General features: G+C 57.7%; 27 protein-coding genes. 11 read left to right on the top strand and 16 right to left on the bottom strand.

What is annotated here, in order from left to right; all coding sequences use genetic code 11:
* Positions 1 to 521 precede the first annotated feature (521 nt).
* Positions 522 to 1,220, top strand: a complete 699-nt coding sequence (locus CW360_RS05770; RefSeq protein ID WP_101193051.1) for an inovirus Gp2 family protein — start codon at positions 522 to 524, stop codon at positions 1,218 to 1,220.
* A 3-nt stretch (positions 1,221 to 1,223) separates the two neighbouring features.
* Here the strand turns inward: CW360_RS05770 and CW360_RS17040 are convergent, their stop codons facing one another.
* The 3 genes from CW360_RS17040 to CW360_RS05755 all read right to left on the bottom strand — a co-directional run bounded on the left by CW360_RS17040 (position 1,224) and on the right by CW360_RS05755 (position 4,432).
* Positions 1,224 to 1,325 (bottom strand): DUF4113 domain-containing protein, encoded by a 102-nt coding sequence (locus CW360_RS17040; RefSeq protein WP_245874678.1) that lies wholly within the window; start codon positions 1,323 to 1,325, stop codon positions 1,224 to 1,226.
* Between the two features lie 72 nt (positions 1,326 to 1,397).
* A complete protein-coding gene (locus tag CW360_RS05760) occupies positions 1,398 to 3,260 on the bottom strand; it encodes an ATP-binding protein (RefSeq protein WP_101193050.1) in 1,863 nt (620 codons plus the stop codon).
* Positions 3,257 to 4,432, bottom strand: coding sequence for an SIR2 family protein (locus CW360_RS05755; RefSeq protein WP_101193049.1), 1,176 nt, complete (start codon positions 4,430 to 4,432; stop codon positions 3,257 to 3,259). The genes CW360_RS05760 and CW360_RS05755 overlap by 4 nt, the downstream gene beginning before the upstream one ends.
* A 299-nt stretch (positions 4,433 to 4,731) precedes the next feature.
* Between CW360_RS05755 and CW360_RS05750 the strand changes: the two genes are divergently transcribed.
* Both CW360_RS05750 and CW360_RS05740 read left to right on the top strand, forming a co-directional pair.
* Entirely contained in the window at positions 4,732 to 4,944 is a 213-nt protein-coding gene (locus CW360_RS05750) for a helix-turn-helix transcriptional regulator (protein WP_101193048.1), read from the top strand.
* Positions 4,945 to 4,982: 38 nt separating this feature from the next.
* A complete protein-coding gene (locus CW360_RS05740) occupies positions 4,983 to 5,897 on the top strand; it encodes a hypothetical protein (RefSeq protein WP_245874676.1) in 915 nt (304 codons plus the stop codon).
* Positions 5,898 to 6,725: 828 nt separating this feature from the next.
* Here CW360_RS05740 and CW360_RS05735 read toward each other — a convergent pair.
* The 9 genes from CW360_RS05735 to CW360_RS05695 all read right to left on the bottom strand — a co-directional run bounded on the left by CW360_RS05735 (position 6,726) and on the right by CW360_RS05695 (position 14,670).
* A complete protein-coding gene (locus CW360_RS05735; RefSeq protein ID WP_048607673.1) occupies positions 6,726 to 7,436 on the bottom strand; it encodes an ABC transporter ATP-binding protein in 711 nt (236 codons plus the stop codon).
* A 4-nt stretch (positions 7,437 to 7,440) separates the two neighbouring features.
* Positions 7,441 to 8,643, bottom strand: a complete 1,203-nt coding sequence (locus CW360_RS05730; RefSeq protein WP_101193047.1) for an ABC transporter permease — start codon at positions 8,641 to 8,643, stop codon at positions 7,441 to 7,443.
* The gene (locus CW360_RS05725) at positions 8,640 to 9,791 is read right to left on the bottom strand and encodes an efflux RND transporter periplasmic adaptor subunit (protein WP_101193046.1); all 1,152 of its coding nucleotides are present in this window, start codon (positions 9,789 to 9,791) and stop codon (positions 8,640 to 8,642) included. The genes CW360_RS05730 and CW360_RS05725 overlap by 4 nt, the downstream gene beginning before the upstream one ends.
* Complete coding sequence (locus CW360_RS05720) at positions 9,788 to 10,396, bottom strand: TetR/AcrR family transcriptional regulator (protein WP_101193045.1); 609 nt, start codon at positions 10,394 to 10,396, stop codon at positions 9,788 to 9,790. Before CW360_RS05720 ends, CW360_RS05725 begins: the two co-directional genes overlap by 4 nt.
* Before the next feature lie 443 nt (positions 10,397 to 10,839).
* On the bottom strand, positions 10,840 to 11,232 hold the full coding sequence (locus CW360_RS05715; RefSeq protein WP_017940324.1) for a diacylglycerol kinase: 393 nt from the start codon (positions 11,230 to 11,232) through the stop codon (positions 10,840 to 10,842).
* The gene (locus tag CW360_RS05710; RefSeq protein ID WP_101193044.1) at positions 11,229 to 11,954 is read right to left on the bottom strand and encodes a lipopolysaccharide kinase InaA family protein; all 726 of its coding nucleotides are present in this window, start codon (positions 11,952 to 11,954) and stop codon (positions 11,229 to 11,231) included. The genes CW360_RS05715 and CW360_RS05710 overlap by 4 nt, the downstream gene beginning before the upstream one ends.
* A 3-nt stretch (positions 11,955 to 11,957) precedes the next feature.
* Positions 11,958 to 12,650, bottom strand: a complete 693-nt coding sequence (locus tag CW360_RS05705) for a class I SAM-dependent methyltransferase (protein WP_026146729.1) — start codon at positions 12,648 to 12,650, stop codon at positions 11,958 to 11,960.
* 81 nt (positions 12,651 to 12,731) lie between these two features.
* Positions 12,732 to 13,997, bottom strand: coding sequence for a sensor histidine kinase (locus CW360_RS05700; protein ID WP_101193043.1), 1,266 nt, complete (start codon positions 13,995 to 13,997; stop codon positions 12,732 to 12,734).
* Positions 13,987 to 14,670 (bottom strand): response regulator transcription factor, encoded by a 684-nt coding sequence (locus CW360_RS05695; RefSeq protein ID WP_101193042.1) that lies wholly within the window; start codon positions 14,668 to 14,670, stop codon positions 13,987 to 13,989. The genes CW360_RS05700 and CW360_RS05695 overlap by 11 nt, the downstream gene beginning before the upstream one ends.
* Before the next feature lie 107 nt (positions 14,671 to 14,777).
* Between CW360_RS05695 and CW360_RS05690 the strand changes: the two genes are divergently transcribed.
* The 5 genes from CW360_RS05690 (at position 14,778) to CW360_RS05670 (ending at position 19,391) form a co-directional block, all read left to right on the top strand.
* Positions 14,778 to 16,736, top strand: a complete 1,959-nt coding sequence (locus CW360_RS05690) for an LTA synthase family protein (protein ID WP_101193041.1) — start codon at positions 14,778 to 14,780, stop codon at positions 16,734 to 16,736.
* 41 nt (positions 16,737 to 16,777) lie between these two features.
* Entirely contained in the window at positions 16,778 to 17,536 is a 759-nt protein-coding gene (locus CW360_RS05685; protein ID WP_212633283.1) for a phosphatase PAP2 family protein, read from the top strand.
* 77 nt (positions 17,537 to 17,613) lie between these two features.
* Positions 17,614 to 17,943, top strand: a complete 330-nt coding sequence (locus CW360_RS05680) for a hypothetical protein (protein WP_101193081.1) — start codon at positions 17,614 to 17,616, stop codon at positions 17,941 to 17,943.
* Between the two features lie 588 nt (positions 17,944 to 18,531).
* A complete protein-coding gene (locus tag CW360_RS05675) occupies positions 18,532 to 19,170 on the top strand; it encodes a DNA-binding protein (RefSeq protein ID WP_033944999.1) in 639 nt (212 codons plus the stop codon).
* Positions 19,170 to 19,391 (top strand): hypothetical protein, encoded by a 222-nt coding sequence (locus tag CW360_RS05670; protein WP_101193040.1) that lies wholly within the window; start codon positions 19,170 to 19,172, stop codon positions 19,389 to 19,391. The genes CW360_RS05675 and CW360_RS05670 overlap by 1 nt, the downstream gene beginning before the upstream one ends.
* Positions 19,392 to 19,393: 2 nt before the next feature.
* On the opposite strand, the gene CW360_RS05665 is transcribed toward CW360_RS05670, so the two are convergent.
* From CW360_RS05665 to traD, 4 genes are all read right to left on the bottom strand, one after another.
* Positions 19,394 to 19,705 (bottom strand): hypothetical protein, encoded by a 312-nt coding sequence (locus CW360_RS05665; protein WP_101193039.1) that lies wholly within the window; start codon positions 19,703 to 19,705, stop codon positions 19,394 to 19,396.
* Positions 19,683 to 20,216 (bottom strand): hypothetical protein, encoded by a 534-nt coding sequence (locus tag CW360_RS05660; protein ID WP_245874679.1) that lies wholly within the window; start codon positions 20,214 to 20,216, stop codon positions 19,683 to 19,685. Before CW360_RS05660 ends, CW360_RS05665 begins: the two co-directional genes overlap by 23 nt.
* A 337-nt stretch (positions 20,217 to 20,553) precedes the next feature.
* The gene (locus CW360_RS05650) at positions 20,554 to 21,150 is read right to left on the bottom strand and encodes a hypothetical protein (protein WP_101193038.1); all 597 of its coding nucleotides are present in this window, start codon (positions 21,148 to 21,150) and stop codon (positions 20,554 to 20,556) included.
* 2 nt (positions 21,151 to 21,152) lie between these two features.
* Positions 21,153 to 21,626, bottom strand: a complete 474-nt coding sequence (traD, locus tag CW360_RS05645) for a conjugal transfer protein TraD (protein WP_157825253.1) — start codon at positions 21,624 to 21,626, stop codon at positions 21,153 to 21,155.
* Positions 21,627 to 22,154: 528 nt separating this feature from the next.
* Here traD and mobQ point away from each other — a divergent pair.
* From mobQ to CW360_RS05630, 3 genes are all read left to right on the top strand, one after another.
* Entirely contained in the window at positions 22,155 to 23,378 is a 1,224-nt protein-coding gene (mobQ, locus tag CW360_RS05640) for a MobQ family relaxase (RefSeq protein WP_025297700.1), read from the top strand.
* A 224-nt stretch (positions 23,379 to 23,602) separates the two neighbouring features.
* Positions 23,603 to 24,007: a hypothetical protein gene (locus CW360_RS05635; RefSeq protein WP_025297701.1), complete on the top strand. Its 405-nt coding sequence runs from the start codon at positions 23,603 to 23,605 to the stop codon at positions 24,005 to 24,007.
* A 164-nt stretch (positions 24,008 to 24,171) separates the two neighbouring features.
* Positions 24,172 to 24,759, top strand: a complete 588-nt coding sequence (locus tag CW360_RS05630; RefSeq protein WP_011222055.1) for a recombinase family protein — start codon at positions 24,172 to 24,174, stop codon at positions 24,757 to 24,759.
* Positions 24,760 to 24,827: the final 68 nt, after the last annotated feature.

Here is a 24,827-nt window from a genome sequence, read left to right as displayed (position 1 = left end):
ATGGCCGTTCGGCACGTCATAGCAAGTCGTGGCGGTGTCGCTCCCACCGCCCCGACAGTCTCTGTTCCGATATTTGGCTCAGGCCTCTTCGGCTTGATTTATTTCCGAAATCCGAAGTCGGCAAAAATTGCCGCTATGGCGGGACGATTGAGGTGGATTTTTCCGAGCCAGCCGGAGCTGTCAGTTGCGGTGTGGGTAGTATGCTTTTACTAGCTATTCCTACCCGAAGGGTTCTTGCCTCACTAACCGTGCAGTAGCAAGCATCACCGACCAGATCCCATGTACCTGGAGGGGCTTAATCATCTGGCACTGAAGCACTATCTGAAGGGGCAATTATCCGGGGGATCTACCAACCACCAAGCAACACGATCAGTTCACCACGGGAGACCAGCTACCCATTCATCGCGGATGAGCTTCGTCACCGAGCATCCAGTCGAGGGTGATCAGGCAGGGAAAGGTATCCAGTAAATTAAAACTCCGCAGGCATGGCTTATGAAACTCAACCATGAGAGGTCATAACCATGCTCAACGATACCGAAACCACCCAGCGCTACCCACTCCGTCATCCTGATAATCCCAACCTCCATCTGCACTACGGGGATACCTTCGAGGGCTTTCCCATACAGATCGAAGTAGGCCCCTTTATTCGGGAATACCTGTCTGATCTCAAGCGCACCGTCGATCTGGCACTAGCTGAGTATCCGAGGGTCTTGGCCTACAGGGTGGATCTCCGTTTGCCTCAGGGTGTCGAGCTACCCGACTACGCCTATACGAACCGGGTCATCAGCCGGTTCTTCGAATCGTTTACGAAGAAGATTCAGTACCACCAGGGGCGGGTGGCTGAGCGTAGCTACTCGCGTGGCTGCAAAGTACGGTACGTCTGGTCGAGAGAGATCGGTCAGGGAGGCCGACAGCATTATCACCTGCTGATCCTGTTGAACCGCGATGCCTACTACGGCATTGGGCGTCTTGGGTCAGAACGGGTGAACATGATCAGCCGTATAGAAGAGTCCTGGGCACGTGCGCTGGGACAACATGTCGACTGCGTCAGGGGGCTGGTGCACATCCCGAAGAATGCTGAGTATCGAATCGATCGAGTAAAGCGTCGAGGCAAGGGCGATGAGCTGGATGATCTGTTCAAACGAGCCAGCTACCTGTGTAAGAAAGCGACCAAGTCCTACGGGGATCGTCAGCGGGGATTCGACACTAGCCGAGGGTAGTGGCTAGTTCGCCTTTGCGACCATCAACTCAGACCATCGAGTGGTGTACGCGGGAGAGCAATTCTCTTCGCATACACCACCCGGCTGGCTTGGTGATACGCCCAGGCTGCAGCGCTATACGTCCCCGACAGTAGTTGATAGCGTCCACCGCGTTGTCCGTATTTAAAATCCGAGCAATTAGGCGTCAGGTTGGCCAGCCATTCGCGAGGCGATCACGTCGAGATCTCCCTGTTCAAGGCGGGCTGTGGACCAGCCGTTAGCGAAGCTCACGCTTTCAGATCGTGGGAGTTTGTTTTCGGGAAGGCTGCGAACTCGCACTTTTGCCGGAAGAGCTGCGCCCTCGCCAACGAACAGAGCCTCCTGTTGGGCCAAGGTTGGCAGTGCTTTGGTCATCCCAGAAAGCCCATCTGGCAGGAACCGTGCTACGTGGGTTTGGTCGGTGGCGTTAGTTAAACGCAAAATCAGCCATGTGCCGCATTGAGAAATGACAGTGCTTTCAACGTCTGCTGGGCGCTGACTGACAAGCATTAAACCTATACCGTATTTACGCCCTTCGCGTGCGATGCGACGCACAGCTGTTTGTGCGGCCGCATATTCTGCCTCCCCTTTATCTGGGACGTAACGGTGGGCCTCTTCACAGACCAGCAAAATGGGATCTCGTTGCCGTTCCGCTAAGGTCTGGTAGAGCTTGTATTGGAAGAGAAGCCGAGCAATAACAGCGGCCAGAGGTCCCGCAACCTCGTTGGGTAAACCAGAGATATCAATGATCCGTAGGTCGCGGTGCGCGTTTGCCTCATCAGTCAGACTGCCAACAAACTGCCCGATAAGTGCACTGAGCGTATCTGCCGGCTGCCATTCGCTCATGAGGAACCTGATTCGAGGGTCGCGCCGCAATACTGAAAGCTTGTCCAGAATCGATTTGAAACCTTTCGCATAGTCTGTATCAGTGACGCGCTGCATTACTCCTTGATGGGGGCGTGCTGCCTGAACAAACTCAATGTGATTGACGAACTCTATCAGCGAAAACGGGCGGGGTTTGTCACGATCAAATTCAATAATTCTTTCTTCGTCTATTCCCTGGCTGGGCCTTGGTTCATCGTGCGCACGGCCATCAGTCGGAATTGGCCAGCCATATTGACCTGGTGCGGGGTCCACTATGCCTGCTGCAACCATGCGGGCATGGGTCAGAGCCTTGTAGACGATGTTGTGTTGAGAGGTAGCTTCGAACTCTGTCTTTCCAATTACCAGCAGGCGGAACTCTTCGGCAGACATCAACCAGTAGGGTAGTTTGATCGGTCGTCCTAAATTTTCATCATTCCCGATAGGGTCGTATGCACGATAGACCACGGCTCGATCATTGAATGCCCGACCGTACTCTCCGTGGGGGTCAATCATGACTATCCGGGGAGTGAAAGTGGTGTTCGGGGCTGGCACATGTTCCAGGATGCTGTGCAGTAATGCGGCAACTGCGCCTGATTTGCCTGAGCCAGTGGACCCCAAGACTGCGGTATGTAGGGAGAACATTTTGTCGATGTTCGCTCGACACTGGGCTGCATCAGCTCCGGCATAGGTTGCAAATGGAATCAGCGGATTTGGTCCCTCTGGGCGTTGCCCCTCTGCTGACTGATATAGGAGTCCAGCTTCTTCTCTGGTGAGTAAGTAGACGTTTTGGAGCGGAAGGGGGTATGTGGATACTCCCCTTGAGAAGGAAAGGAGACTCTGGCTTGTGCTCCAAACCCCTTCTGCGAACAGCTGGATTTCCATCATTCGCTGGTCAGCATCAGCAGGGATTGGTGCAACTGCCATTTCGGCCAGCTCTTCTGATTTCATCCTGAGCAATGTGACGAAGCCGAAAACAAGTCGGCGCCCAAAATGCACCTTGACGATGCTGCCAATTTGCCCGATGGGGTAAACGCGCCCCCCATAGCTGCGTGTTAGCTCAGATACATCGCCGGAGAGTTCAACCTTAACGGTTGAGCCGGATACCTCGACTACGGTTCCAACTTTCAGGTCTGCAACTGCTTCAAATGGTGAGCTCATAGGAAGCTCTCCGAACCGTCACGAAGCAGTTTTGTGACGCCGGCGAATGTCCACCATTTGTGCGAACTGCCTTCTTCCGGTGGATGCAATGGTCCTTCGTTGCCCACATAGATGCCGTTTTGTGTCACCACAAATACCCGTGCACCCCAAGAGCTGTTTCTCCATAGGGTCAAACACTGCGGCATCTGGTCATCCTTCTCTTCAGCAAAGGCAATGAGGGTGGTTCTGCTATCCATCCGCCCCATGCACAGCTCTATTTCTTGATTGATATGATCATCACCAAAGCTGTAACCGCACACGGCAAGGACATTGTCGTCTCGTGTGGAGAGCGCGCGCCTGAAGAGATCAAACTGAGCTGCGAAGGGATCGCGTTGAGTCGCTGCATACTTTGTTGCTTGCGGGTGGATTAGGATCAGGCCGTTGCGATTCGGATATGTGTCTAAGCTTCTGACCCGCCAGACTTTCCCATCGTCACCCAGATGCCAGTCAATCGATCCGTGCATTTTTATGACGCATGCTCGGATGCCGCTTTTGGGCTCCTCATCTCCAAATCGATAAGACCGGAAGGCTACCGCGCCGCCAGTAAATCCGTCCCAGTAAGGTACGCTTGCCAGTGCGAGCGAGTCCTCAATGAGGGTGTCGTAGTTCGTCGTAAAAATGCGAACGGGCTTTCGGCGGTCTTGAAGCCCTGCTTGAGACGTATGGAAAAGCGCTCGTATGAAGTCGCTGTGGTCATTAATCCGGATTAAAGAGTTTTCCGCGTTACCAACCACGGCGGCGGCCCCATTCCTGGCAGGAACGATACCCCAACGGATCGTGTCGGCGATCCACTCCAGTATCTGTTCGTGGGTGGATGTGAGCTGCCGCTTGTCGTAGGCGTGACCTGCAATGTTTACGGAGCCAGCCGCTGTGCGCGTGGCGAGAGCCGTGTAGTCGCCGAGCTGGCTTAGCACATGTTCAATATGAGTATCACCAGGGAGTTCATCGAACAGCGCGTTCAGCAATTGCTCATGCTCATTGCCCGCCGCGAGTTCGCGCACACGAGCCGTGAGTGGGTACATCAGGGGAATATTCGCCCCATAACTAACCCCAGCGCCGAGAAGCCATGCCAAGCAGGGCGATGCCAAATGCCGATCCAACTGCTCAAGCCAGTCGTTACCGTGTGCGCTCATAGATGCCTAATCTCGCAGCGAGTCCATTCATATCCGCGCATTTAGACGTTAAACCTAAAATCTGGCTGGAAAGCTTTCATAGAAGCGGCATTGCCTCTGTTTTTGCTCATCTTGTAGTCACTTCCATATACACTTTGGCCGCTGCTACCTGGAGTGAGGCCCGCGCATCACTTGCCTGACCCGCATCGCTGCTGTCGGATTTTTTCCTGCAAAAATTCCCTTCTGAGAGTCCGTGACCGCTGCCGGGTCGTCGCCTGAAACTTCCTGCATCGACTTTCAATGTGCAGGAGGTGGGGACGATGAAAATTCTACGCCGCAAGGCCGTCTGCGAAAAGCTTGGCGGTATCAACGACGTAACGCTCTGGCGGATCACACGCGATGATCCGACATTCCCGGTATGCATCCAGATCAACAAGCGGGTTGTCGGATGGCTGGAGCACGAGATTGATACCTGGCTTGGACAGAAGGCCGCTGCCGCCCGTACTGCCAGCAACAACGCTGTCCATTCCTGATCGCCGCAATCTCGCAGGCCAAGGGTCAGGATTTGACGATGCGCAGCATGGGCAGTTTGCTGGATACTGGCTTGGCAGCAGCCACGCCCAAGCGCGATCCGCTGGCGTGGATCAAGCAGAAAGCTGCCGAAGTAGCAGAGCAGGCAGAGCAGCGAGCAGCAAATGAACCCCGCCAGATGTTCTTGCCCGGCTTCGATATTGGAGCCTTTCCAAACCATCTGAACAGATCAAGCCTCATTGCTCCCATCGCACGAGGGAAACGCAAATTCCATCGGCAAGCTGTGATGGTGACGCGGCGGGATTGCGTGCTGGAGTACACCGGGGAGCAACTGGACGAAGCAGACGGCGACCTCATCATGGCATTGATCGCCTTCGCCCAGCCGTTCCGCTTTGGCACATCAGTGCCGCTCAACCGCGCCAAGCTGCTGCGCAGGCTCAAGCGCAGCACGGGCAAGCACGATTACGAATGGCTACATCGCCGTATCAAGGCGCTGACAGAGGCCACACTGTTCCTTGAGGCCAAGAAGCCGGACGGCTCGACCCGGTACAGCATCGGCAAAACGGTGTCTTTCCGCATCATCGCGGCCTTCAGCTACGACGACGAGGCCGAGACGTACAGCTACAGCCTAGATCCCCGCTGGGTAGAGATTTTCGGCAATCGGGAATACAGTCTGATCGACTGGGACAAGCGGATGCAGATCGGGCGCGGGCAGGACATGGCCAAGACATTGCAGCGGCTGGTGGCCACGTCCGCTGACCCAGTACAGCGGTACGCACTGGACTGGCTCAAGGGCAAGATGGAATACGGCGGGCGGATGCGTGATTTCCGCGACGCTTTAGCCCGCGCTGTGCGCGAGCTGGAGCGGCTTGAGATCATCACGGCCCACAAGGTCGAGGACAGCACACGAGGCAAACCGCAGCTTGCTCTGTGGCTCCCGGAGGCAGTGGCATAGCGTTCCGCCAAAGACTCACAAAGTGGGACGTTTTTCATCGGGATAGCGTCGCGCCCTCGTCGGGATAGCATCGCGCTTTATCGGGATGGCGTCGCGCTTTATCGGGATGGCATCGCGCACACCATTTGCAAGTATTTGAGTTAATTGAAGAAAAGCAGCATTTTTTCGCTTCTACCTTTCTTCTACTCTTCTTCTACCAGCAGAGCACTGTGGATAACTCGCAAGCGAGTTCCCCACAGCCTTCGCTCCCTCCGGTCGCTGCGCGTCCGCCCGTGGATAACGGCAAGCCGTTACCCACCGGCCTCCTTGCGGCTACTCGTCATTTAAAAATGACAGGGGCTACTTGGCGTCGGCTGTTTTCAATATGCCTCCGGCGGCCCTGCCGGGGGCCACTCGCCGCCGTGAGGCTCGGGGGCAGGGTGGCGGGCTGCGCCCTTCGTCCTTACCCCACTCGCACAGGCTGTCCGCTGCGGTTCAGCGTCAAGGGGCCGTGTCCTCGCCCTTCGGGCTGCGGGCCGCACCAACCCCTTGACCCTGCCCCTTCGCTGGAATCCGACGAGAAGCGCCCAGAATCGCCCGATATGGCGCGTTCTCGGTGAAAGCCATACCTACTGCGAAATTGCACTCATCTGACCAGGCAATTGCATTGATGCTGACCACCCGCTTGCATTCGACTTGAACAGCGGGCGGCAGAGACGCGGAGGCAGAGACCGCCCCATTGCTGCCGGTAGCAATTGGCAGCAACCGGCCAAAAGCAGCCGCTCAACAGTGTCTAGGAAAGCCGGGGCGATTCAGTTCATGAAATTCTCCTGTAATACAAACGCTCTCTCATTCGAACTCCCGCCCTTCACCAGCTTCCTCATGGGTCACTCCGTCGCGGATGTGGTAGATGCGTTTGAAAGTGGGGATGATTTTTTCGTCATGAGTGACGACGATGATGGCGGTCTCGAACTTCCGAGCCATGTCGTTGAGGATGCGAATCACCGCCATGGCACGCACGCTGTCGAGAGGTGCGGTGGGTTCATCCGCCAGGATCACCGGTGGGCGGTTAACCAATCCGCGCGCGATGGCAACCCGTTGCTGCTCGCCACCGGAGAGTTGCGATGGCATGGCGTGAACTCGGTGTTGCACATCAAGCGCCGTAAGCAATTCCAATGCCTTCGCTCGCGCCTCTGCATTCGCGACGCCTGCAAGCATCGGCAGCAGGGCCACGTTGTCGGTGACATCGAGAAACGGAATCAGGTACGGCGATTGGAAGACAAAACCAATTTTGTCGCGCCGCAAGGCGCGCAGATCACGAACTTGCCAACCGCCGTCGTATATCACTTCATTACCCAGCGTCATGCGGCCGTCGCTCGGATCGATCACCGCACCCAGGCATTTAAGCAGCGTGCTCTTGCCCGAGCCGGAAGGGCCGACCAATCCGACCACCTCACCTGGTGCAACCTGCATATTCACGTCCTTCAACGCGTAGACAGCCGTGTCACCTTTGCCAAAGCGTTTGCTTAGGCCTTCGATGCGGATTCCTTTTCCAATCATGGGGTCACCCTATCGCTTCGGCCGGATCGACCTTGAGTGCCATGCGAATGGCGACGATGCTGGCCAGCACGCAAATCACGAGCACGGCAAAAAAACCGGTCACGGAATCCATTGGCGTGAGCAGCACATATTTGGGGAACAGGGGGGCTGAGAAAGTGGCGGTGATCTTGCCGACCACGAAGCCAATCACCCCCAAGGCGAGCGCCTGCTGCATGATCATCGCGGCGATAGTTCGGTTGCGTGTGCCGATGAGCTTCAATACCGCGATCTCGCGGATTTTGTCCATCGTCAGCGAGTAGATGATGAAAGCGACGATGGCCGCGCTAACGATGGCCAGAATCACCAAGAACATGCCTATCTGTTTGGCCGACGTGGCGATCAACTTGCCGACGAGGATGTCTTCCATCTGTGCCCGTGTGTAGACCGTCAAACGCTTCCAGCGTCGGATGGATTCGGCAACCCTGTCCGGCGCATGACCAGGTTTTAGAGTGACCAGCACTGCATTGACGAACGCGTTGGTGCTCTGTGAAGCAATCACGGCATCCAGCAAACCAGGAACACCGGGTCTATTGAAGGCCGGGTTGGCTTCGGTGCGACGCCGGCTTTGCCAAATGGCGTCGTTATCCTTGAGGAACTGAGCCTCTTGGGCATCCTTGAGCGGAATGAATACCATCGGGTCGCCGCTGGAAGACACCATGCGCCGAGTCAGCCCAACGACGGTGTAATGATTACGGCGAATGGCAAGACGATCTCCCAGTTTGAAGCCGGTGGCGATGTCGGCCACTGCCTCGTAGTGACCGCGCGTGATCTGGCGTCCAGCGACGAGATAAGGAGGCCATCCAGGTGTAGCCCCCAACGCGCCGGGCGCGATGCCGACCACCATGGTGCGTACATCACTCTCGACCTTGCGTACCTGCATAGTCAGGTAGGTCACGTTCGCTGCCTGGGCGACTCCCGGCATGGCGAGAATGGCGCGATACACGTCATCGTTGAGGCTGGACGACTCCGCATAAGGACCCAGAGTATCCTTTTGCACCACCCAAAGGTCAGCGCCACTATTGTCGAGCAACGCCTTGCCGTCGTCCACCATGCCCCGGTACACCCCGGCCATGACCAAGGTGACCCCGATCAGCAGACCCAGACCGATGCCGGTGAAGACGAACTTTCCCCAGGCATGGAGAATGTCGCGGCCGGCCAGGCTGATCATCGTGACACTCCTGGGATATGGTCGACAACATGGATGCGGCTGCGCGTCGTCAGTGCCTTTTCGCTATAGATCACAACCTGGTCCCCATTCTTGAGCCCTTCGCGCACCTGCACGTAACCATTGAGGTCGGAAGTGCCGAGCTTGACCGGGGAGAAATGCAGATCATCATCCACGATTTGCCAGACACCAACTTTGTCGCCCTCACGCTGGACGGCAGCGTTGGGGATCAGTGGAGCGGCCGGGAGCGCCGGCAAGTCAACCGTGACTTCGGCCAATTCACCCACCGGTGGCAAAGGTTCTGGTTTGTTATCGAATGTCACCTTGGCAAGCGTTTCCTCGGTTACCGCGTCGGCCTTGGGTTCCACCCGCAACACGCGACCTTTCAAGGTCTGGCCACCACGCGAACGCAGGACGATACGAGCCGGCAGCCCCCCAGCCAGCCCCGATGCGCTGATCTGGTCGAAGCGCGCATTGATCCACAAACTCTTGGGGTCGATTACTTCCACCACGGCCTCGCCCGCGACGATGGTCGTGCCGGGATCGGCATCGCGCACAGCGACTACACCGTCGACCGGCGCGATCAGGCGCAGATTACTCCGCTGCGCGACGAGTCCTTCGAGGTCGGAGCGTGCCCGGGCAATATCTTCCCGAGCGGCGGATAGGGCGGCATCGGCGATCTGCAGTTCCTGCTGCTTGGTGGTGACGATTTCCTCGCTGATAAAGCGCACCGCTAACAATTGCTCGTAGCGGCGCGCTTGGGTTTGCGCGTAGGCTTGCCGGGCTTCTGCCTCGCGCAAAGCCGCTTCCGCACGCTTGAATGCCGACTCCTGTGAGCGCACCCGAGCATCGAGGTCGACCGGCTCCATCTCGCCGAGCACCTGTCCGGCCTTGACCTGGTCGCCTACATGCACCTCCAGGCGTTTGACGCGCCCGGCAAACGTCGGCCCGATCTTGTAGGTGTAGCGAGCCTCCACCGTGCCGATGCCGAACAGCGCCGGTGTGATAGCCCGTGATTCCACGCTTGACACCGTCACAGCGACCGGGGCGAGCGGCCCTGATCGCAGACCGACATAAATAAAAAGCACCAGCAAAGGAATGATGACGGCAAGCAGCGCCAGGGTGCGGCCTTGCAAGGGTAATTTTTTCATTGCGCATTCCTTATGCCACGTCGATAAATTGCAAAGACGCGCGGCGCATCGCGGTGCATACGGCCCACATCACCCGCCAACAGCGATTGCATGACCAAGCCCTGGATCGTGCCAATGAACAGCGTTGCCGCCGCCTCGTTGTCAAGCGAGGGAGACAACTCGCCGCTGGTCTTGCCTTTCTCGATGAGACGATGCAAACGTTCGCCGTAGCGCTGAATCAAGGTTTGCACCATGCGCTTGGCCGGTGTCGATTCGGCACGTTGAAGCTCACCAAACATCATTCTTGGCACACCTGGGTGCTCAGCAACGAATTCGATATGACTCATGAACATCGCCTCCATAGCTGCCAAGGGCGACTCGATTCCTTGTGCGGATCGATCGATTCTGGCTAATAGACGCTCTGCTACCCACTCCATGACCGCCTGCCAAATGGCTTCCTTGTTCGGGAAGTGCCGAAACAGCGCACCTTGGGTCAAGTTCATGTGTTTAGCGATAGCCGCAGTGGTTATCTCGCTTGGGTTTTGTGAACCGGCAAGCGCCACGACGGACTCGACAGTTACGGCACGACGCTCATCGGCCGGCAGATGCTTTGGATGGGTGTCCACGAGCACTCCTCGTAAGATAGTAATTGATTACTATCTTACCGCAAGAAGCAACTCACACAAGAACTAAGTCAAAACCTGACGTGCTCGTCAATATCTAGCATCTGCAATGGGCTTAACCCACACGCATCCACACCTCCCAGACGCGTACCACTGGCACAAACATTAGGCGTACATAGGGATTGGCAAGTTAGCAGGTAGTTGCAACCTGCTAGTACCTAACGAGGTGGCTATTAGGGGCGAGGCAGAATCATCAGCGCGGTGGGTCACAATCGCTGGAATTGGGTGTCAGCATCACTGGAATACACAACCAGCGTGGCCCCGCAGAGGAGGTGCCGCGATACCTTCGGGTTGGAAGATGCCGCTCGCCAATGACTGCTACTGGCCGAAGGCGGACTTCCGCGGACGGCAGCTCCCGGCCAGAAGCAGCCTTTAAACCTTTCCCGTTAGGCCAGTATGCTGCTCCACGCCACTGCGATGACAATCAACGCAACTAACTGTGCAGCGCTTCCCATGTCCTTGGCCTGCTTAGAAAGTGGATGCACCTCCAGAGATACCCGATCTACTGTCGCCTCAATTGCAGAGTTAATCAGCTCCACAATTAGTGCGAGCAGGAGCACGCAAACCAGTATCGCTCGCTCGACGCTGCTGACATCCAAAGCTATTGCCACAGGGATGAGCAGCGCATTGAGCAGCAATAGCTGGCGAAACGCCGCCTCGCCTCGAAAGGCCGCAATCAGGCCTGCAATCGAATAACCCAGAGCCCGCACGACACGGGTCAACCCTTTCTGTCCCTTGAGCGAGCGTGCATCTAGTTCGGCAGCTTCCAAATCATTCATTTGGCAGATCCCGCTTCATGGCAAGATTTAGCCAAAAGCCGGCCGTGCTCCTGTAGCAAGTGAATGCAATCAGGCTCCGGGATTGGCCCGCGATGGCGCCATAACTGGCTCAGGTCATGGCGCGCAGCATCCTTGCTTCGGAGACGTCGCCGACTCTTCTCCAGATCAAGGATTGCTGTTTCAACAACGGGAGGCTCGGTATTGCGTGGCGCGATTTTGACGAAGATATGCTTCGGGTAGCAGCAGCCGTGCTGCCAGCCTGCTCTGTGCAGGGATGCGAGCATTGAGGCGACTTGGTTCATAACCAATCCCCGCAATGACTGATCCGGTGTATGAGTGCCGTACCATTGCTCTAGGCTAATAAAGCCAGACAAGGCCTCCGTGACCAACAGGGCCTGCCATTGCCCTGCATGCATGCGAGCGGCCCCGTATACCAGTTTCGGCACACGAACACCCAGATGCGCAAAAGCCCTGTATGCCTTTATCTCGCGTAATACAGTGGGCTGCCCCAAGGGGTGCAATAGTGTTCGATAGGTATGTCCAGCCTGGCGTTTGCAATAGAGCTGTGGACGCGTGGGATCACGAGATTGCAACAGCAGCACACCGCTTTCACCCCCACGCCTCTTGTTTGTGGGCTCTACCCACACACCTTGGCTATGCCACCAGCGATCGAACTCGGTGCTCTGCGGGGCTGGTTGCGAATGGCTGATCAGAATGCCCATCGACTAATCCTCCAGCTTGCGCAGAACGTATGTACGCCACATGGCATAGCCCGGGAGGAAATCACGATGGCCAATGACTCTGAATCCTGCCGCTTTGAACTCTGCTTCGATCTCCTCGCGCCTGACCACAAAACGATTTTGGTTCTTTCCTTCCAGCCCCCTTGCAGCCCGGCGACGTTCAAGGCGCTGACGCCGCCAGGACTTGTAGTTTCCGTCTACCCAAAGGGAAATGATCACACTGTCGCGCGTGACCCGGTGAAACTCTCGCAGGATGGCCAAACGGTGTTCGGCTGCTTCGATGTGATGGAGGAGCCGAATGCAGAAGATGCAATCGACTGCGTTGGCTCCAAGGTCAATGTCGAATGCAGAGGTTTGGAACGTCTTGATGCGCGCCACTATTTCGGAGGGCTGCCCAGCACGGGCAGTGGCCAACATATCTGCCGAGTTATCTGCGGCCAGAATGACTCGATTCTTATTCTGCGCCAGCATTGGCCAGAAGCGCCCTGCACCACAGGGCAGGTCCAACAACAGATTGGGTTCACCCGCGAGTCGCAATGCCTGTCGAGCCACCTGCAGGTCACGCCAATGTGATAAACGTCGAGCCAGCCCATCCTGATGCTTGTTCAGATACTCAACGGAGTGCTGGTGATCATATTTGCGGGAAAATTCGAGCTCGATGGGGGTGTTTTTTGACATGGCCTGGCATCCTCCTGGGGAATGCCCGCCACCATAGAAGCGGGGCCATGATGGCCCCGTCAAAAGAATGTGAAAAAAGCGTCAAACGCGATTCTGCAACACAACCCTAAAGCAACTCCCACCAAGGGGCAGTTCCTTAACGCTGATAGTCCAACCTTGGTGTGAGCAGATTCGCTTAACCAAAGAGAGCCCCAACCCCAATCCCTCGCCTCGCGAGTGCTCACCGCGGACGAATGGTCGAAAAATTTGTTCGCGCTGATCCTCGGGAATGCCCGCCCCGCTGTCCTCTACGCGGAATGCGCCAGTTTCGACGACCAACCGGACATACCCAGTGTCCGTGTAATGCCAAGCATTACGTAGCAGATTTGCCAGCACAGTGCGGAGCAGGGTCGGATTGTAGGCTCCCGAATCCAGCCCTTCACTTTGACACTCAAAGACCAAGCCCTTTTCGTGCATCAGAGGTTCCCAGTGCCTGACTTGCTCGTCCGCAATTTGCTGAAGGCTGCAACTGGCCGCAAATACAGTGTCGTTGCTTCTGGCCAGCTGCAGAAAGGTCTGAACCAGATCTCGCATGTCTTCACTGGCTCGATTGACTCGAGCGAGCTGCTCACGCTGACGGGGTTCGAGAGGGGCTTGTTCAAGTAGCTCGCAAGAGGTGGCGATGACCATCAAGGGCGTACGCAGTTCGTGGCTTACGTCACTGGTGAAAAGCCTCTCCCGCTCAAGCGATTGGCGCAATTGGCCTAGGGTGCTGTCGAATGCTGCGGCCAGCTGCCCAACCTCATCGTCGGCATACTCTGGGGCCAGCGGTGGAGCCAGTGGATGCAGTTGTTCGCGATGGCGCACTTGCTGAGCCAGTCTGCTCACAGGGGTCATTACCCTCTTCGCCATCACCAACCCCAAGCCCCAGGCACCCACTACCGAAAGTAGAAAGCCGGCCAGCACCACACTGAATAGGGCCTTCTCGCGGGCCTCGAACTCATGTTGCTCCTGCACAAGCAGGTAGCGTTCGCCGTTGATGATTTGCGTATAGGCATAGAAAGCCTGGTCACCATCGACGATCTCAGAGAATCCAGTTTCTAGGTTGGCGTATTCATTTGGAATCGCGTACCCAGCGATGCTGGATGCATAGAAGCGCGTGCTGGAGTCCAGACGAGGCGAATGACCATTACCCAGGTCGTTCTGCAGGACTTCCTGAAGCTCGCGGTACATCCCTTCAGAAACCAGATGCTCTTCTATCAAATGCACAATAGCGACTATACCCAGAGCAAATACGCCGCTTACCAATGTTGTCATCAGTACGAAGGCCGCAACTATACGGCGCAGCAGTGGCTGCTTAGTGCGCATTGGTATCCTCCGCCAATCGATAACCCACTCCATGTTGGGTATGTAGCAGAGCTATAGGAAATGGCTTATCGATCACCTGACGCAACTGATGGATGTGGCTGCGCAAGCTATCGCTGTCTGGACAATTATCTCCCCAGAGTGCCTCTTCTAGTGACTCCCGGCGCACTACTGCAGGACTTCTCTGCATCAGTACCTCAAGCAGCTTCATGCCAAGCGGATTGAGCTTCAGTGGCTTTCCCGCCCGAGTTATGCTCAGGGTGTCGAGGTCATAGACCAGGTCAGCGACTTGCAGCAGGCGTTTACGTTTGCCATGCGCACGACGGAGGATGGCTTCTATACGAGCCACTAGCTCGGAAAGTGCAAAAGGTTTGATCAGATAATCGTCGGCCCCGGCGCGCAAACCATGCAGACGATCATCCAGAGCATCCCGTGCAGTCAGCATGAGGATGGGGGTGTCGCTTCGCGCCTCTTCTCGCAAGCGCCGGCAAAGCTGAAGCCCATCAATGCCAGGCAGCATGATATCCAGCACGATAAGGTCGAAGGGTTGGCTAGTGGCCAGATGCAATCCACTCAACCCATCTTGAGCGCAATCCACGGTGTACCCCTTGAGCTCAAGGTAATCCAGCACATTGGCCAGAATGTCCCGATTGTCTTCGATGACCAGAATGCGCATAGGCGATATCTCTACACATGAATTGACGCTTTTTTCACATACCGTTGACGTGCTTCTCACGCTCACACCAGCAGACTGCGGCCCGTTTACTCCAGCAGGATCATACGATGCCACAGCTTCGATACGCCCAACCGAGATATCTGAGTCTGCTCTTGGGGAGCTGGCTTTTGGTGTTCTTCATTACACGTAGCGTACTGCTATTGTCCCATTTGGCTGATGCAGATGTAGGCGCCTTGGATTTGCTGCGCCTATACGCCATCGGCTTGGTCTATGACCTGAGCTTCCTGCTTTATGCGGCATTGCCTCTGGCTCTTTATCTGCTGCTGTGCCCGAATCGCCTCTGGCGAAGCTTGGCCCACAGAGCCGCTCTCTATGCACTCACCAGCATCAGCCTGTTTGCCATGTTGTTCACTGCAGTGGCCGAATGGCTGTTCTGGGACGAGTTTGGTGTACGTTTCAACTTCATCGCGGTGGACTATCTGGTCTACTCCGAGGAAGTGATCAACAATATTCTTGAGTCCTACCCAATCTATCCGCTACTCGCACTGCTGGCCGTTCTGGCTATCGGCGTCACCGTCGCGCTCATGCGACCACTGGCTTCAGCGCTGAATGCGGAGCCACAGCCCAAGCCTAAAGCCCTATTATTCTTTGGCTCCCTTGCTCTGGCAGCTTGCACAGTCAGCCTGGTCATTGGCCAAGATTTTCCGCTTGGCATGGGGGGCAATGTTTACCAGCGAGAGCTCGCTAGTAACGGTCCCTTTCAGTTCTTCGCTGCCTTCCGCAATAACGAACTGGACTACCAGCAGTTCTACACAACCTTGCCCGAGCACGCCGTGGGCAGCCTGCTGCGCGATGAAGTGCGTGAAGCCAATGCCCGCTTTATTGGCAGCGACCCGCAGGACATTCGCCGGCTGATCGACAACCCAGGTCAGCCGAAGCCCCTGAACGTGGTGTTGGTGACCATCGAAAGCCTGAGTGCCAAATACCTCGGCAGCTTTGGTGATACGCGAGGTCTGACCCCGAACCTGGATGAGTTGCGCCAGCGCAGCCTGAGTTTCAGTAACTTCTACGCCACCGGTACACGCACCGACCGTGGCCTGGAGGCAATTACCTTATCCATACCGCCCACGCCGGGACGCTCCATCGTCAAACGCATCGGTCGTGAGTCTGGCTATGGCAGCCTGGGCCAGCAGTTCAATGCCCTCGGTTATGACAGCGTATTCATCTACGGCGGGCGCGGTTACTTCGACAACATGAATGCCTTCTTCGGTGGTAATGGCTACCGCATCGTCGATCAGAGCAGCGTGGCCGAAAGCGATATGGCGTTTAAGAACGCTTGGGGCATGTCCGATGAAGACATCTACCAGCAAACCCTCAAGGTCGCCGACGCTGACCATGCCCAAGGCAAACCCTTCTTCCTGCAACTGATGACCACCTCCAACCACCGGCCGTATACATACCCCGAAGGGCGTATCGACATCCCGTCTGGTGATGGCCGCGAAGGCGCTGTGAAGTACACCGACTACGCGATTGGCCAGTTCCTCCAGCAGGCCCAAGAGAAGCCCTGGTTCAACCAAACCGTATTCGTCTTCGTGGCGGATCACACAGCGGGCAGCGCCGGCCATGAAGACCTGCCCGTGGCCAACTATCACATCCCGTTGTTTATCTACGCCCCGGCACTGTTTGAGCCGCGTGAGTTCAGCGAGGTAGCTAGCCAGATCGACCTGGCACCGACCTTGTTGGGCCTGCTGAATGTCGACTACAGCTCAACCTTCTTTGGCCGCAACGTGCTGCGCGAAGACCGAGCACCTGGTCGCGCACTGATTGGTAATTACCAGCACCTGGGCCTGTTCGATGGCACCGACCTGGCCATTCTCAGCCCGCGTCGCGGCATGCGCCGGCACGACGACGCACTCGGGCGAAGCCATGAGTCTTCAAGCTCCATCAGCGACAGCTTACTGCGCCGTGATATCGCCTATTACCAGGGGGCCAGTCATGCCTTCCAGAAACGGCTGATTGCCTGGCATCCCACGTCCTTGCCGGACGAGGGGCTCAGCAAACGCTAATCCTGGCACTGCATAGACATTGTCCTTACTGGAGTTCAGTCATGGCTGAAACACCTACACCCAGCATCACCCGCTACTTTGATTTCCGTCTTGGCCTGGGGATTCCCATGGCGCTGATGGCGTTGCTCCTATTACTTGACCCCAGTGGCGTGGACTTCGCCCTGGAGCACCTGTTCTATGAGCCCGGGTTGGGGTTTGTAGGGCGGCATAATTTCTGGCTGGAAGACATCCTGCATGACCGCGCCAAACAAGCGGTGATTATTATTGGCGTACTGGCCATCGCAGGCTTTCTGCTAAGCCTGCTGCTAGTGAAATGGCGTGCTTGGCGTCGCCCGCTGGGCTATTTGGTGCTCTCGTTAGCCGTATCGACCAGCATCGTTACACCGTTGAAAAAGCTCACCGCCATGCAATGTCCATGGAGCCTGAGCGAATTCGGTGGAACAGAGGCCTTCAGCCCGCTGGTCGGTGAGCGTGCAGCAACAGACAACCCTGGCCGCTGCTGGCCGGGCGGCCATGCGTCGGCCGGCTTTTCATTGATTGCGTTGTTTTTTGCGCTACGTGATCGACGCCCGCGAACCGCCCGCATCGCGCTGGCGGTAGCCTTGGGGTTGGGCACGCTGTTTTCCATCGGGCGGATGATGCAGGGCGCGCATTTTCTCTCGCACAACCTATGGACGCTGTTGTTCGATTGGCTGATCTGCACGCTCTGCTACCGTTGGCTGCTGTATCGGCCCGCACCCTCAAGTGCTGCCGAACCGGTGCCGCAGGCAGTGCATCGCTTGCGCGAAGATGCAGCATGAACGGTTCTACAAGCATGCCGTTCGACTACTCAGCCAAGCCAGGTAAAAGCTTGTCTGCCTGGCCAGCGCTGATTGCCATGGGCCTCGTCGCAATCTTGTTAGGTGGCTGCCAAAGTACCCGCGAGCAGATGATGGCTGAGGGTTATCCAGCCCCCTTTATTGACGGTTTCGAGGCGGGTTGCAGCAGCGGCAGACAAGCTGCGGGAGCGCTCGAAAGCTTTCGCAAGGATGTGCCGCGCTATCTGCAACACCCCCAATACGCACAAGGTTGGGACGACGGGTTCCGCCAATGCAAAGAGGGCCTGGAAAGTGCCATTGAACTAGAACTGCGAGACAACGATAAGCGTGACCGCGACTGGCGGGATCATGTTGATCAAGCGATGGCTAAAGCGATGCGTGGAAGCTGAAACAGAGTACGACATTGTATTGGAGTCACTCACAGCTTTGGGTCGAAATTGGCCCGTTACGAACGACCGCTTTTGGCCGGTTGCTGCCTGTCGCGACCGGCAGCTTGGGGTCGACTTAGGCCGGTCGTCACTACGGCGTGTATTGGTCAAACCGCATGCAATCGAGTGGTCAATGCGAATGCAATTCGGTGGTCAAGTCAGTGCAATTTCGCACCTACCCTGCTGCCTGCAACAAGAACGCGCCGCGAGCCACTCAGGCTGCTTTCCAGTAGAGCCAGTTGGCAAGGCGGGTATGGCGCGACCTTCCCAGTCTTGTCGGCTGGCCGACAACGAGCGCAGCGAGGCGTCAGCAAGTAGCCCATCCAGCATTTGAAAAATGCGAGTAGCCCCAGCAAGGGAGTCGGTGGGCATACCTGCGTACCCGCCAGCGGCGGGCCGTCCACAGCCTTGGGCTGTGGGCGGGCAGGTTGTCCACGGGCGGACGCGCAGCGACCGGAGGGAGCGAAGGCTGTTTCCTCTTGCCCCTTCATCGCTGTTACGTTATCATAACGTAACACGTTACGATGTTGCGATGCAAAGGAGGCAGCCATGCAGCAGGTCGTCACTCAACAGGCGGTGGATGCCGCTGCTGATGCCATCATCGCCGCAGGCAGCAAGCCCACCTTCCGGCTGATCCAGCAGCGCGTCGGCGGGTCATTCACCACGCTCAAGCCGATGCTGGCCGACTGGGAGGCTCGACGCGAGAAAGGCGAAGAAGCTGCGGTAGAAGTGCCGGACGCCCTGCTGGCACGCGGGGCAGACCTCGTGCGCAGCATCTACGCCGAGGTTGCCCAGCAGGCGCGGGTGGAATCCGAGGCGGTGCGCAAGGACGCCGAGGCCCGCGTCAGCGCAATGAAGACCGAACTGGCCGAGGCGACCGAGGAAATCGCCCGGCTGGAGGCGCAGGACGCCGCCCGTGCCGAGGAGCTTGCCGCGTTGCGTGAGACGAACCGGGCACTGGAATTGAAGGCTGGCCGTCTGGAAGAGCGTGCGGAGCACGCAACGCGCATGGAGGTCGAACTGCGGGAAGCTCGTGCTGCACTCGCCAAAGCCGAGCAGCAGGTGATCGACTTGCAAGGCCAGCTTGCCACGGCTGGCGATGTTCAGCGGCAGCTTGCCAGCCTCGAAGAGCGACTGGCTGCGGCAGGCGTTGCGCCGAAGGGAGTCAAAAAGGGCCGGGGTGACTGATGCCGACCGCCGCCGAATATCAGAAACTGGCCGACGAGCTGCGGCAGCTTGGTGCGGTGTTCACTCAGGCTATCAATCTGGGCGACAAGGAGCTTGCCATGTGGGCAGCCGGGGCGCTGTCGAGTGCAGCAGCCCAGCCAGCCTGGTGGGCGCGTGAGGCTGCCGACAACGAAGCGGCGGCTGTTGCTGCCGCCGCTATCATGAAAGCCCAGCAGGGGTAGGCTTACTGCCCCTCCATGACTTCCTGCTCGATCCGCATCTGGAGCATCGAGATGTACGCCAGCAGCGTGATTTTTTCGACGAGATCAAATCGGTCGCAACAGATGACCAGTTCCTCGCGGCGGTACTCCCGTTGTCGTCGGCAACTGGATGGAATCAGCACGATCCTAGGCTCCGGCCTGCGCTTTCTGGGCGCGAACGGCAGCATTTCCAGAATCACGCCAGGGCAAGATCGCATCGCCTGGACAAACCTCTGACGCTCTTCTCGCTCTGTGCAGAGGCGCTGCATTACGTCAGGGTGCAGAAACACAAACATGTTGCTTCCCTCCACTGTTGGAGCTGCGCAACACGCCGCCGCGCTGCGCCCGATCATGTGCTGCCGCAGTCTGCTCGCGCTGTCGTGCGAGCTTCTGCGCCGTGTAAGTGGCCAGCAGGGCTTCCACCCGTTCCTTCTTGCGGTAAACCGCTTCGGCCATGTAATTGCCGACACCAACGGCATGGACGTAATCCGACCAGAGTGCCCGGCTGGATACCTTGGTGATGTTGTTGTTCCACTCTGCGTCGCCGAACCGGCGTCCTGCCTCGGTCAGCAGCATTTCTTGTGTGCTCATGGTGTCGTAACCGCCGATAGGTGCAGTCGGCAAAGCGCCGTAGCCATCCGTGTCAGATAGCCACTCGGCAGGCGACTTGCCCTCGGCAGCGGCCAGCGCCGCGTCTGCATTCGCCGCCGCGACCTGTGCTGGCTCGAACTTGACGTTCGGAGCCACGCCACCCGGAGGGACGTTGCCGAACAGGATCGCGTGCTGCTCCTTGGTGTCCTTGCCCAAAATCGGGTTCCGCCTGACACGATCCGCACAGGCGTCCAGAGTGAAGACCAGTTCCGTCCCATCGCCTCCCCCTCGTTCGCCGTGTTGGTTACGCCCATGACGGCGACGTAGCTGACGATCAGGCTGGCGACAACCAGCAGGCCGCTGTTGAATACCGAGAAGATTGAAGCCAGCACGGAAACTGAGGCATCAACGGTGTCCGGGTCTGCGCCGGTTGTCAGCTTCTCGATGACCGGGCCGAAGATCCACTCAAGGATTCCGACGCTGACATCAGTGCAAGCGCCTGCGGCGGAATCGCAGGGCGAAAAGGGCATGGATGGATCGGCGGCAGCCATAGTCATGCACCTCTTTCTTGTTTACGAAGCTCGCGAGCATCGAACTCGACCAAAAAGGTATGAAAAGTTGGCCACAGATGACGCTTATCGAACCAACCTTCGCCTTCGCCGCCCGTGGCGGGCCATTGACCTGTGCGCTTGCGCAATGTCTGCCGAATCAGCCACCGAGGGGCGAACAGTTTTCCCCCGTGCTCGAACAATTGGCTAATGGGAGCCGTGAGCGTGTGCACTCTGGTCTCTGACTCATCCCCCCATTGGCCTGCGCCTTTGAACGTCGCGGCAACGCGAATTTTCCGACTTTTGTCAGTCGGCCCCTTCCCCGCAGGACGAACACAGATCAGACCATCATCTGACGCTGCGATGCCATTGCACAGCATTCCAACAAATGAGTCCAAATCTTCGCGGCAACGCATAACGTAGCGACCCAAAGGCTTTGAACAACCTGCCTGAGTCCGGAACGCAAATACTTGGCCGCATGGCAGTACAAGCTGGTCATCCAGTTTGTTGCCAACCCGGATTTCAATATCTACAGCGACCCTTGGCCATGTGTCTGCAATCTCAACGTGAATACTGCGTGGCCTCTGAGTGATGGCTGTCATTGTTACGCTCCTTCCTGATAGCGGGTTTCCTGCATGGGCAGGGCTGCCGGGCCGAACTCCACGTCATCGTCTTCATCGTCGTCGCCAGTGGATTTGCGGCCCTTGCGGGCGGCGGCACGGGCGGCCAGTACCTCATCACCACGCGCCTTGTATTCAAGGAAGACTGAGCTAGGCCATGTCCCATCGCGTTCACGCTGATCGGCAATGACGAGCATTGCGCCAAGCACGAAGCCCGCATCTGCCTCCAGCAACCCGGCGATCTGGGCGAGACCACCGACCGCGAACTTGCGCTGATTCAGGTAGGTGCGCCGCGCGGCCTTCTGGGCCTTCCGCTGAGCCTCTTTCAGTTCTTCAAGCCGCTGCTGCTGTTTCGCCACTGCCGCTGCCAATGCGGCGATTTCGCGTTCGCGCTTCTCTGTCAGCTCGCTTGCCGGACGCCTTCCCCTGCCGCGCTTCTGTTCCTCTGCTTGCTGCACTTTTGCTCTGCTCCATTTGGCATGTCTCAAAGCGAAATGTCTGCTTGAAATGAAGCATAGTCAAGGGGTGATAAGCATGGTGGCAAAGCAACTTATCCATACTTTTTTCGTTCTCATACTACCTCTATGCAGCAGCAAAATCTTTTCAATCAACGGCTTAAAGATGCGCTAACACTTTGATTTAATATGGACTGTAGTCCATATCTTGATTCCAAAAAGTTTTCGCCACTCGTGGCGTGCGAGCAACTGCGGACGCGCCGCCAATCAGTTTTCAATCCGCAGGACATGCTGCCATTAAATGCCATTTATCGAGGACAAAAAGGAGCTTCGGCGTTATCATCTGTCTTGTGTCTCGTGTGTCCCGTGTGGGGCCAAGATGGTGGTGGTTTTCATCTGTTGCGGGAACCGCAACAGCGCAGTTACGCATCGCTGCGCGACGCCTGCGCAAGGGGGTGTGCCCCTTGACCCCCTTCAAGCTGCTTTCAATGGGGGAGGCGATGCCAACAGGTTTTCAATGGAGGTGGCGGCATGTATCGGCTGGAGCTGAACTACATATCCCGCGACGGCGGCAAGAAGGGCAAACAGCGGGATACCGCCAAACAAGGCCACGGCTTTTCGTCCACAGCCGCCGCTGCCTACCGCAGTGGCGGCATTGTCACGGACTACCGCACGGGTGAAGTGCACGACTACTCGCGCAAGCGCCGGATCGGCCACACGGAAATCGTTGTGCCACCCGGTGCGCCGTCCTGGGCGAGTCACCGAGAGGCACTATGGAATGCAGTCGAAGCCGCCGAGGCTCGGAAGGATGCGAGATTGGCACACGAGTTCATCGTGGCACTGCCGCATGGACTCACGAAGGAGCAGGAAATCGACATGGTGCGCGACCTTGCTCAAAGCGTGGCTGACCGGCACGGCTTGCCGGTTGACTGGGCAATCCACGGCGACGATCCGAAGACTTGGGATGGCTCCTTGAAGGCTCTTGTCGGCAGCCACGCGCATCTCCTCATGCCGCCACGCGCACTGACGCCAGACGGTTTTTCCAAGGTCAAAGGCAGAGACTTCACTGACCGGAAATTGGGGCCGAAGACGCTCCGTTACTGGCGCGAGCAATGGGCGCTGATCGGCAACAAGCATCTGGAACGGGCGGGATTGGAGGAGCGGTGGGATCACCGCACGCTGTCAGTGCAGCGCGAAGATGCACTGGAGCGAGGCGATCTAGCCACCGCCGAGGAATTAGACCGCCTGCCCGGCGTACACCTTGGCGCTGCGGCTACCGCGTTGGAGCGCCAGGGGATCGACACCTACTGGGGCAACCTGAACCGGATCATCCTTGCCCAGAATGCGGAGCGCAGGCTGGGGCACGAGAGCAAGCGCATTGAGGAGTCGATGGCGGTGCTGGAACGCCGTCTGGCGGAACTGCGGGCTGCGCAGGAGGCTGACGCCACTCAGCCGGAGCGCAGCGATGATGATCCCCGCTGGGCAACGTTTGAAAGCACCTTCATGGATGCCGCCCAGTTTGAGCACGGCCTTAGTTTGACTGGGCTAGCGGCTCCGTTGGCCGGACTCAAAGCCCGCTTCGCCGCGTACATGGATACCGCTGCGGAGCAAGGCATGACGCCGGAAATGTTCGCTCAAGCCTGCGCAAAAGGCATGGCCGAACAAGAGCGCCGGGCTATGCAGGAAGAAGCGGCGAGAGATACCGATCCCAAACTACCACAAGAGAACTCCCCCGATGCCGCCCCAACCCCATGATGCCATCGGCAAGGGTGGCAACAGTATGGAAAGACGGTGGCGGCATGGTGGCAATGATGACGGTAACAAGGTGGTGACATGGTGGAACGATGGTGGCGGGAAGTTGGTAAGACAGTGGCAACACTGTGGCGGCTGTGTGTGCGTATGGTGGTAATAGCGTGGCACTTCACCACAATGCAGCCACATTCACGCTACCATCCTTTGCCCCGCCGGGAGGGTTGCGCATGAGAATCTGGGCGTTCGACGAGAACCGGGCCAGTTTTGTAGAGGCTTCGCCGGAGCAGATGACCGCTGATCCGGCTGGGTGCTACATCATCCGGCGCGGTGATGATGTGTTCGTCACCGAGTACGGCCAGGAACGGCCCATGCCCGAGCGGCTGACCGTAGCCGGGGTGCCGTTCGACCGCGAGCAGTTCGAGGGCACCCATCCCTTGCCTCTGCGAGCAGAGATGGCGCGAGACGGGCAGTGGGCGCGGGAGCAGTTGCGGTTGCGTGATCAGGGCGAAGTAAGCCTGCCGCTGGAGCTGCCGATCTGGGTTACGAAAACACCGCTGTCCATCGAGGACATGAACGAGATAGCGGCGGCAGGCTGGGCGGGGAAGCTGGGCGACTCCGAGGGCAAGGCGTGATCCTGTCGCCCGTCTGCGGGCATTTGTTTGTGTTTCATCGTAGCCCTGCCGACTGTTCAGAAAACGGTGGTTTCTCAGGCATCCAAGCAGCGGCCATAAAGCCCGTGTGGAATCGTTCTTTATGTGTAAAAATATCCGTCTGTTTATCTACGCTTGGTAAAGGTATGGGAAAGCGTCTTGGTTATGCCCGCGTTTCAACGGATGACCAGCGGCTCGACCTACAACGGGATGCTTTGACCCGTGCCGGGTGTGCCGACATCTACGAAGAGAAGGTCAGCGGGAAGTCTGCTGATCGGCCTGCTCTGGATTACTGTCTTCGCGCCCTGAGTGCGGGAGACACGTTGGTGGTCTGGCGTCTGGATCGGTTAGGCCGTTCGCTCCCCGATCTGGTTCGCATCGTGGGGGAGTTGGAGCAGCGCGGTGTTGGCTTCGAGAGCGTCACGGAACGGATCGAAACTGGCAGTGCGACCGGGAAGCTGACTTTCCACTTGTTCTCGGCCTTGGCCGAGTTCGAGCGGAATCTGATTCGGGAGCGGACTCAAGCAGGCTTGGCTGCTGCTCGTGCTCGTGGTCGCAAGGGCGGGCGAAAGCCCGCGCTGGACGCCAAGCAAGTCCGTGAGATCAAGGCGCTTTTGCGTGATCCTGATATTCAGGTCGCCGACGTGGCGAAACGCTATGGCGTTTCACGCGCCACCATTTACAAGCACGTTGGTGCGGTGCGCCCAGAGCGCGGCGCATCGCCGATGATTTAGTGAGGTCGTCATTCATGGCATTTGCGCCAAGTGTTGCTCATAAGCCTGTTGCCGCTGCTGTATGCCCT

Source organism: Pseudomonas fluvialis (genome assembly GCF_002835605.1).
In the GTDB taxonomy this organism is placed as follows: domain Bacteria; phylum Pseudomonadota; class Gammaproteobacteria; order Pseudomonadales; family Pseudomonadaceae; genus Aquipseudomonas; species Aquipseudomonas fluvialis.
The sequence above is the reverse complement of the archived record's forward strand: the minus strand, read 5'-3'. Positions and strand labels throughout refer to the sequence as shown.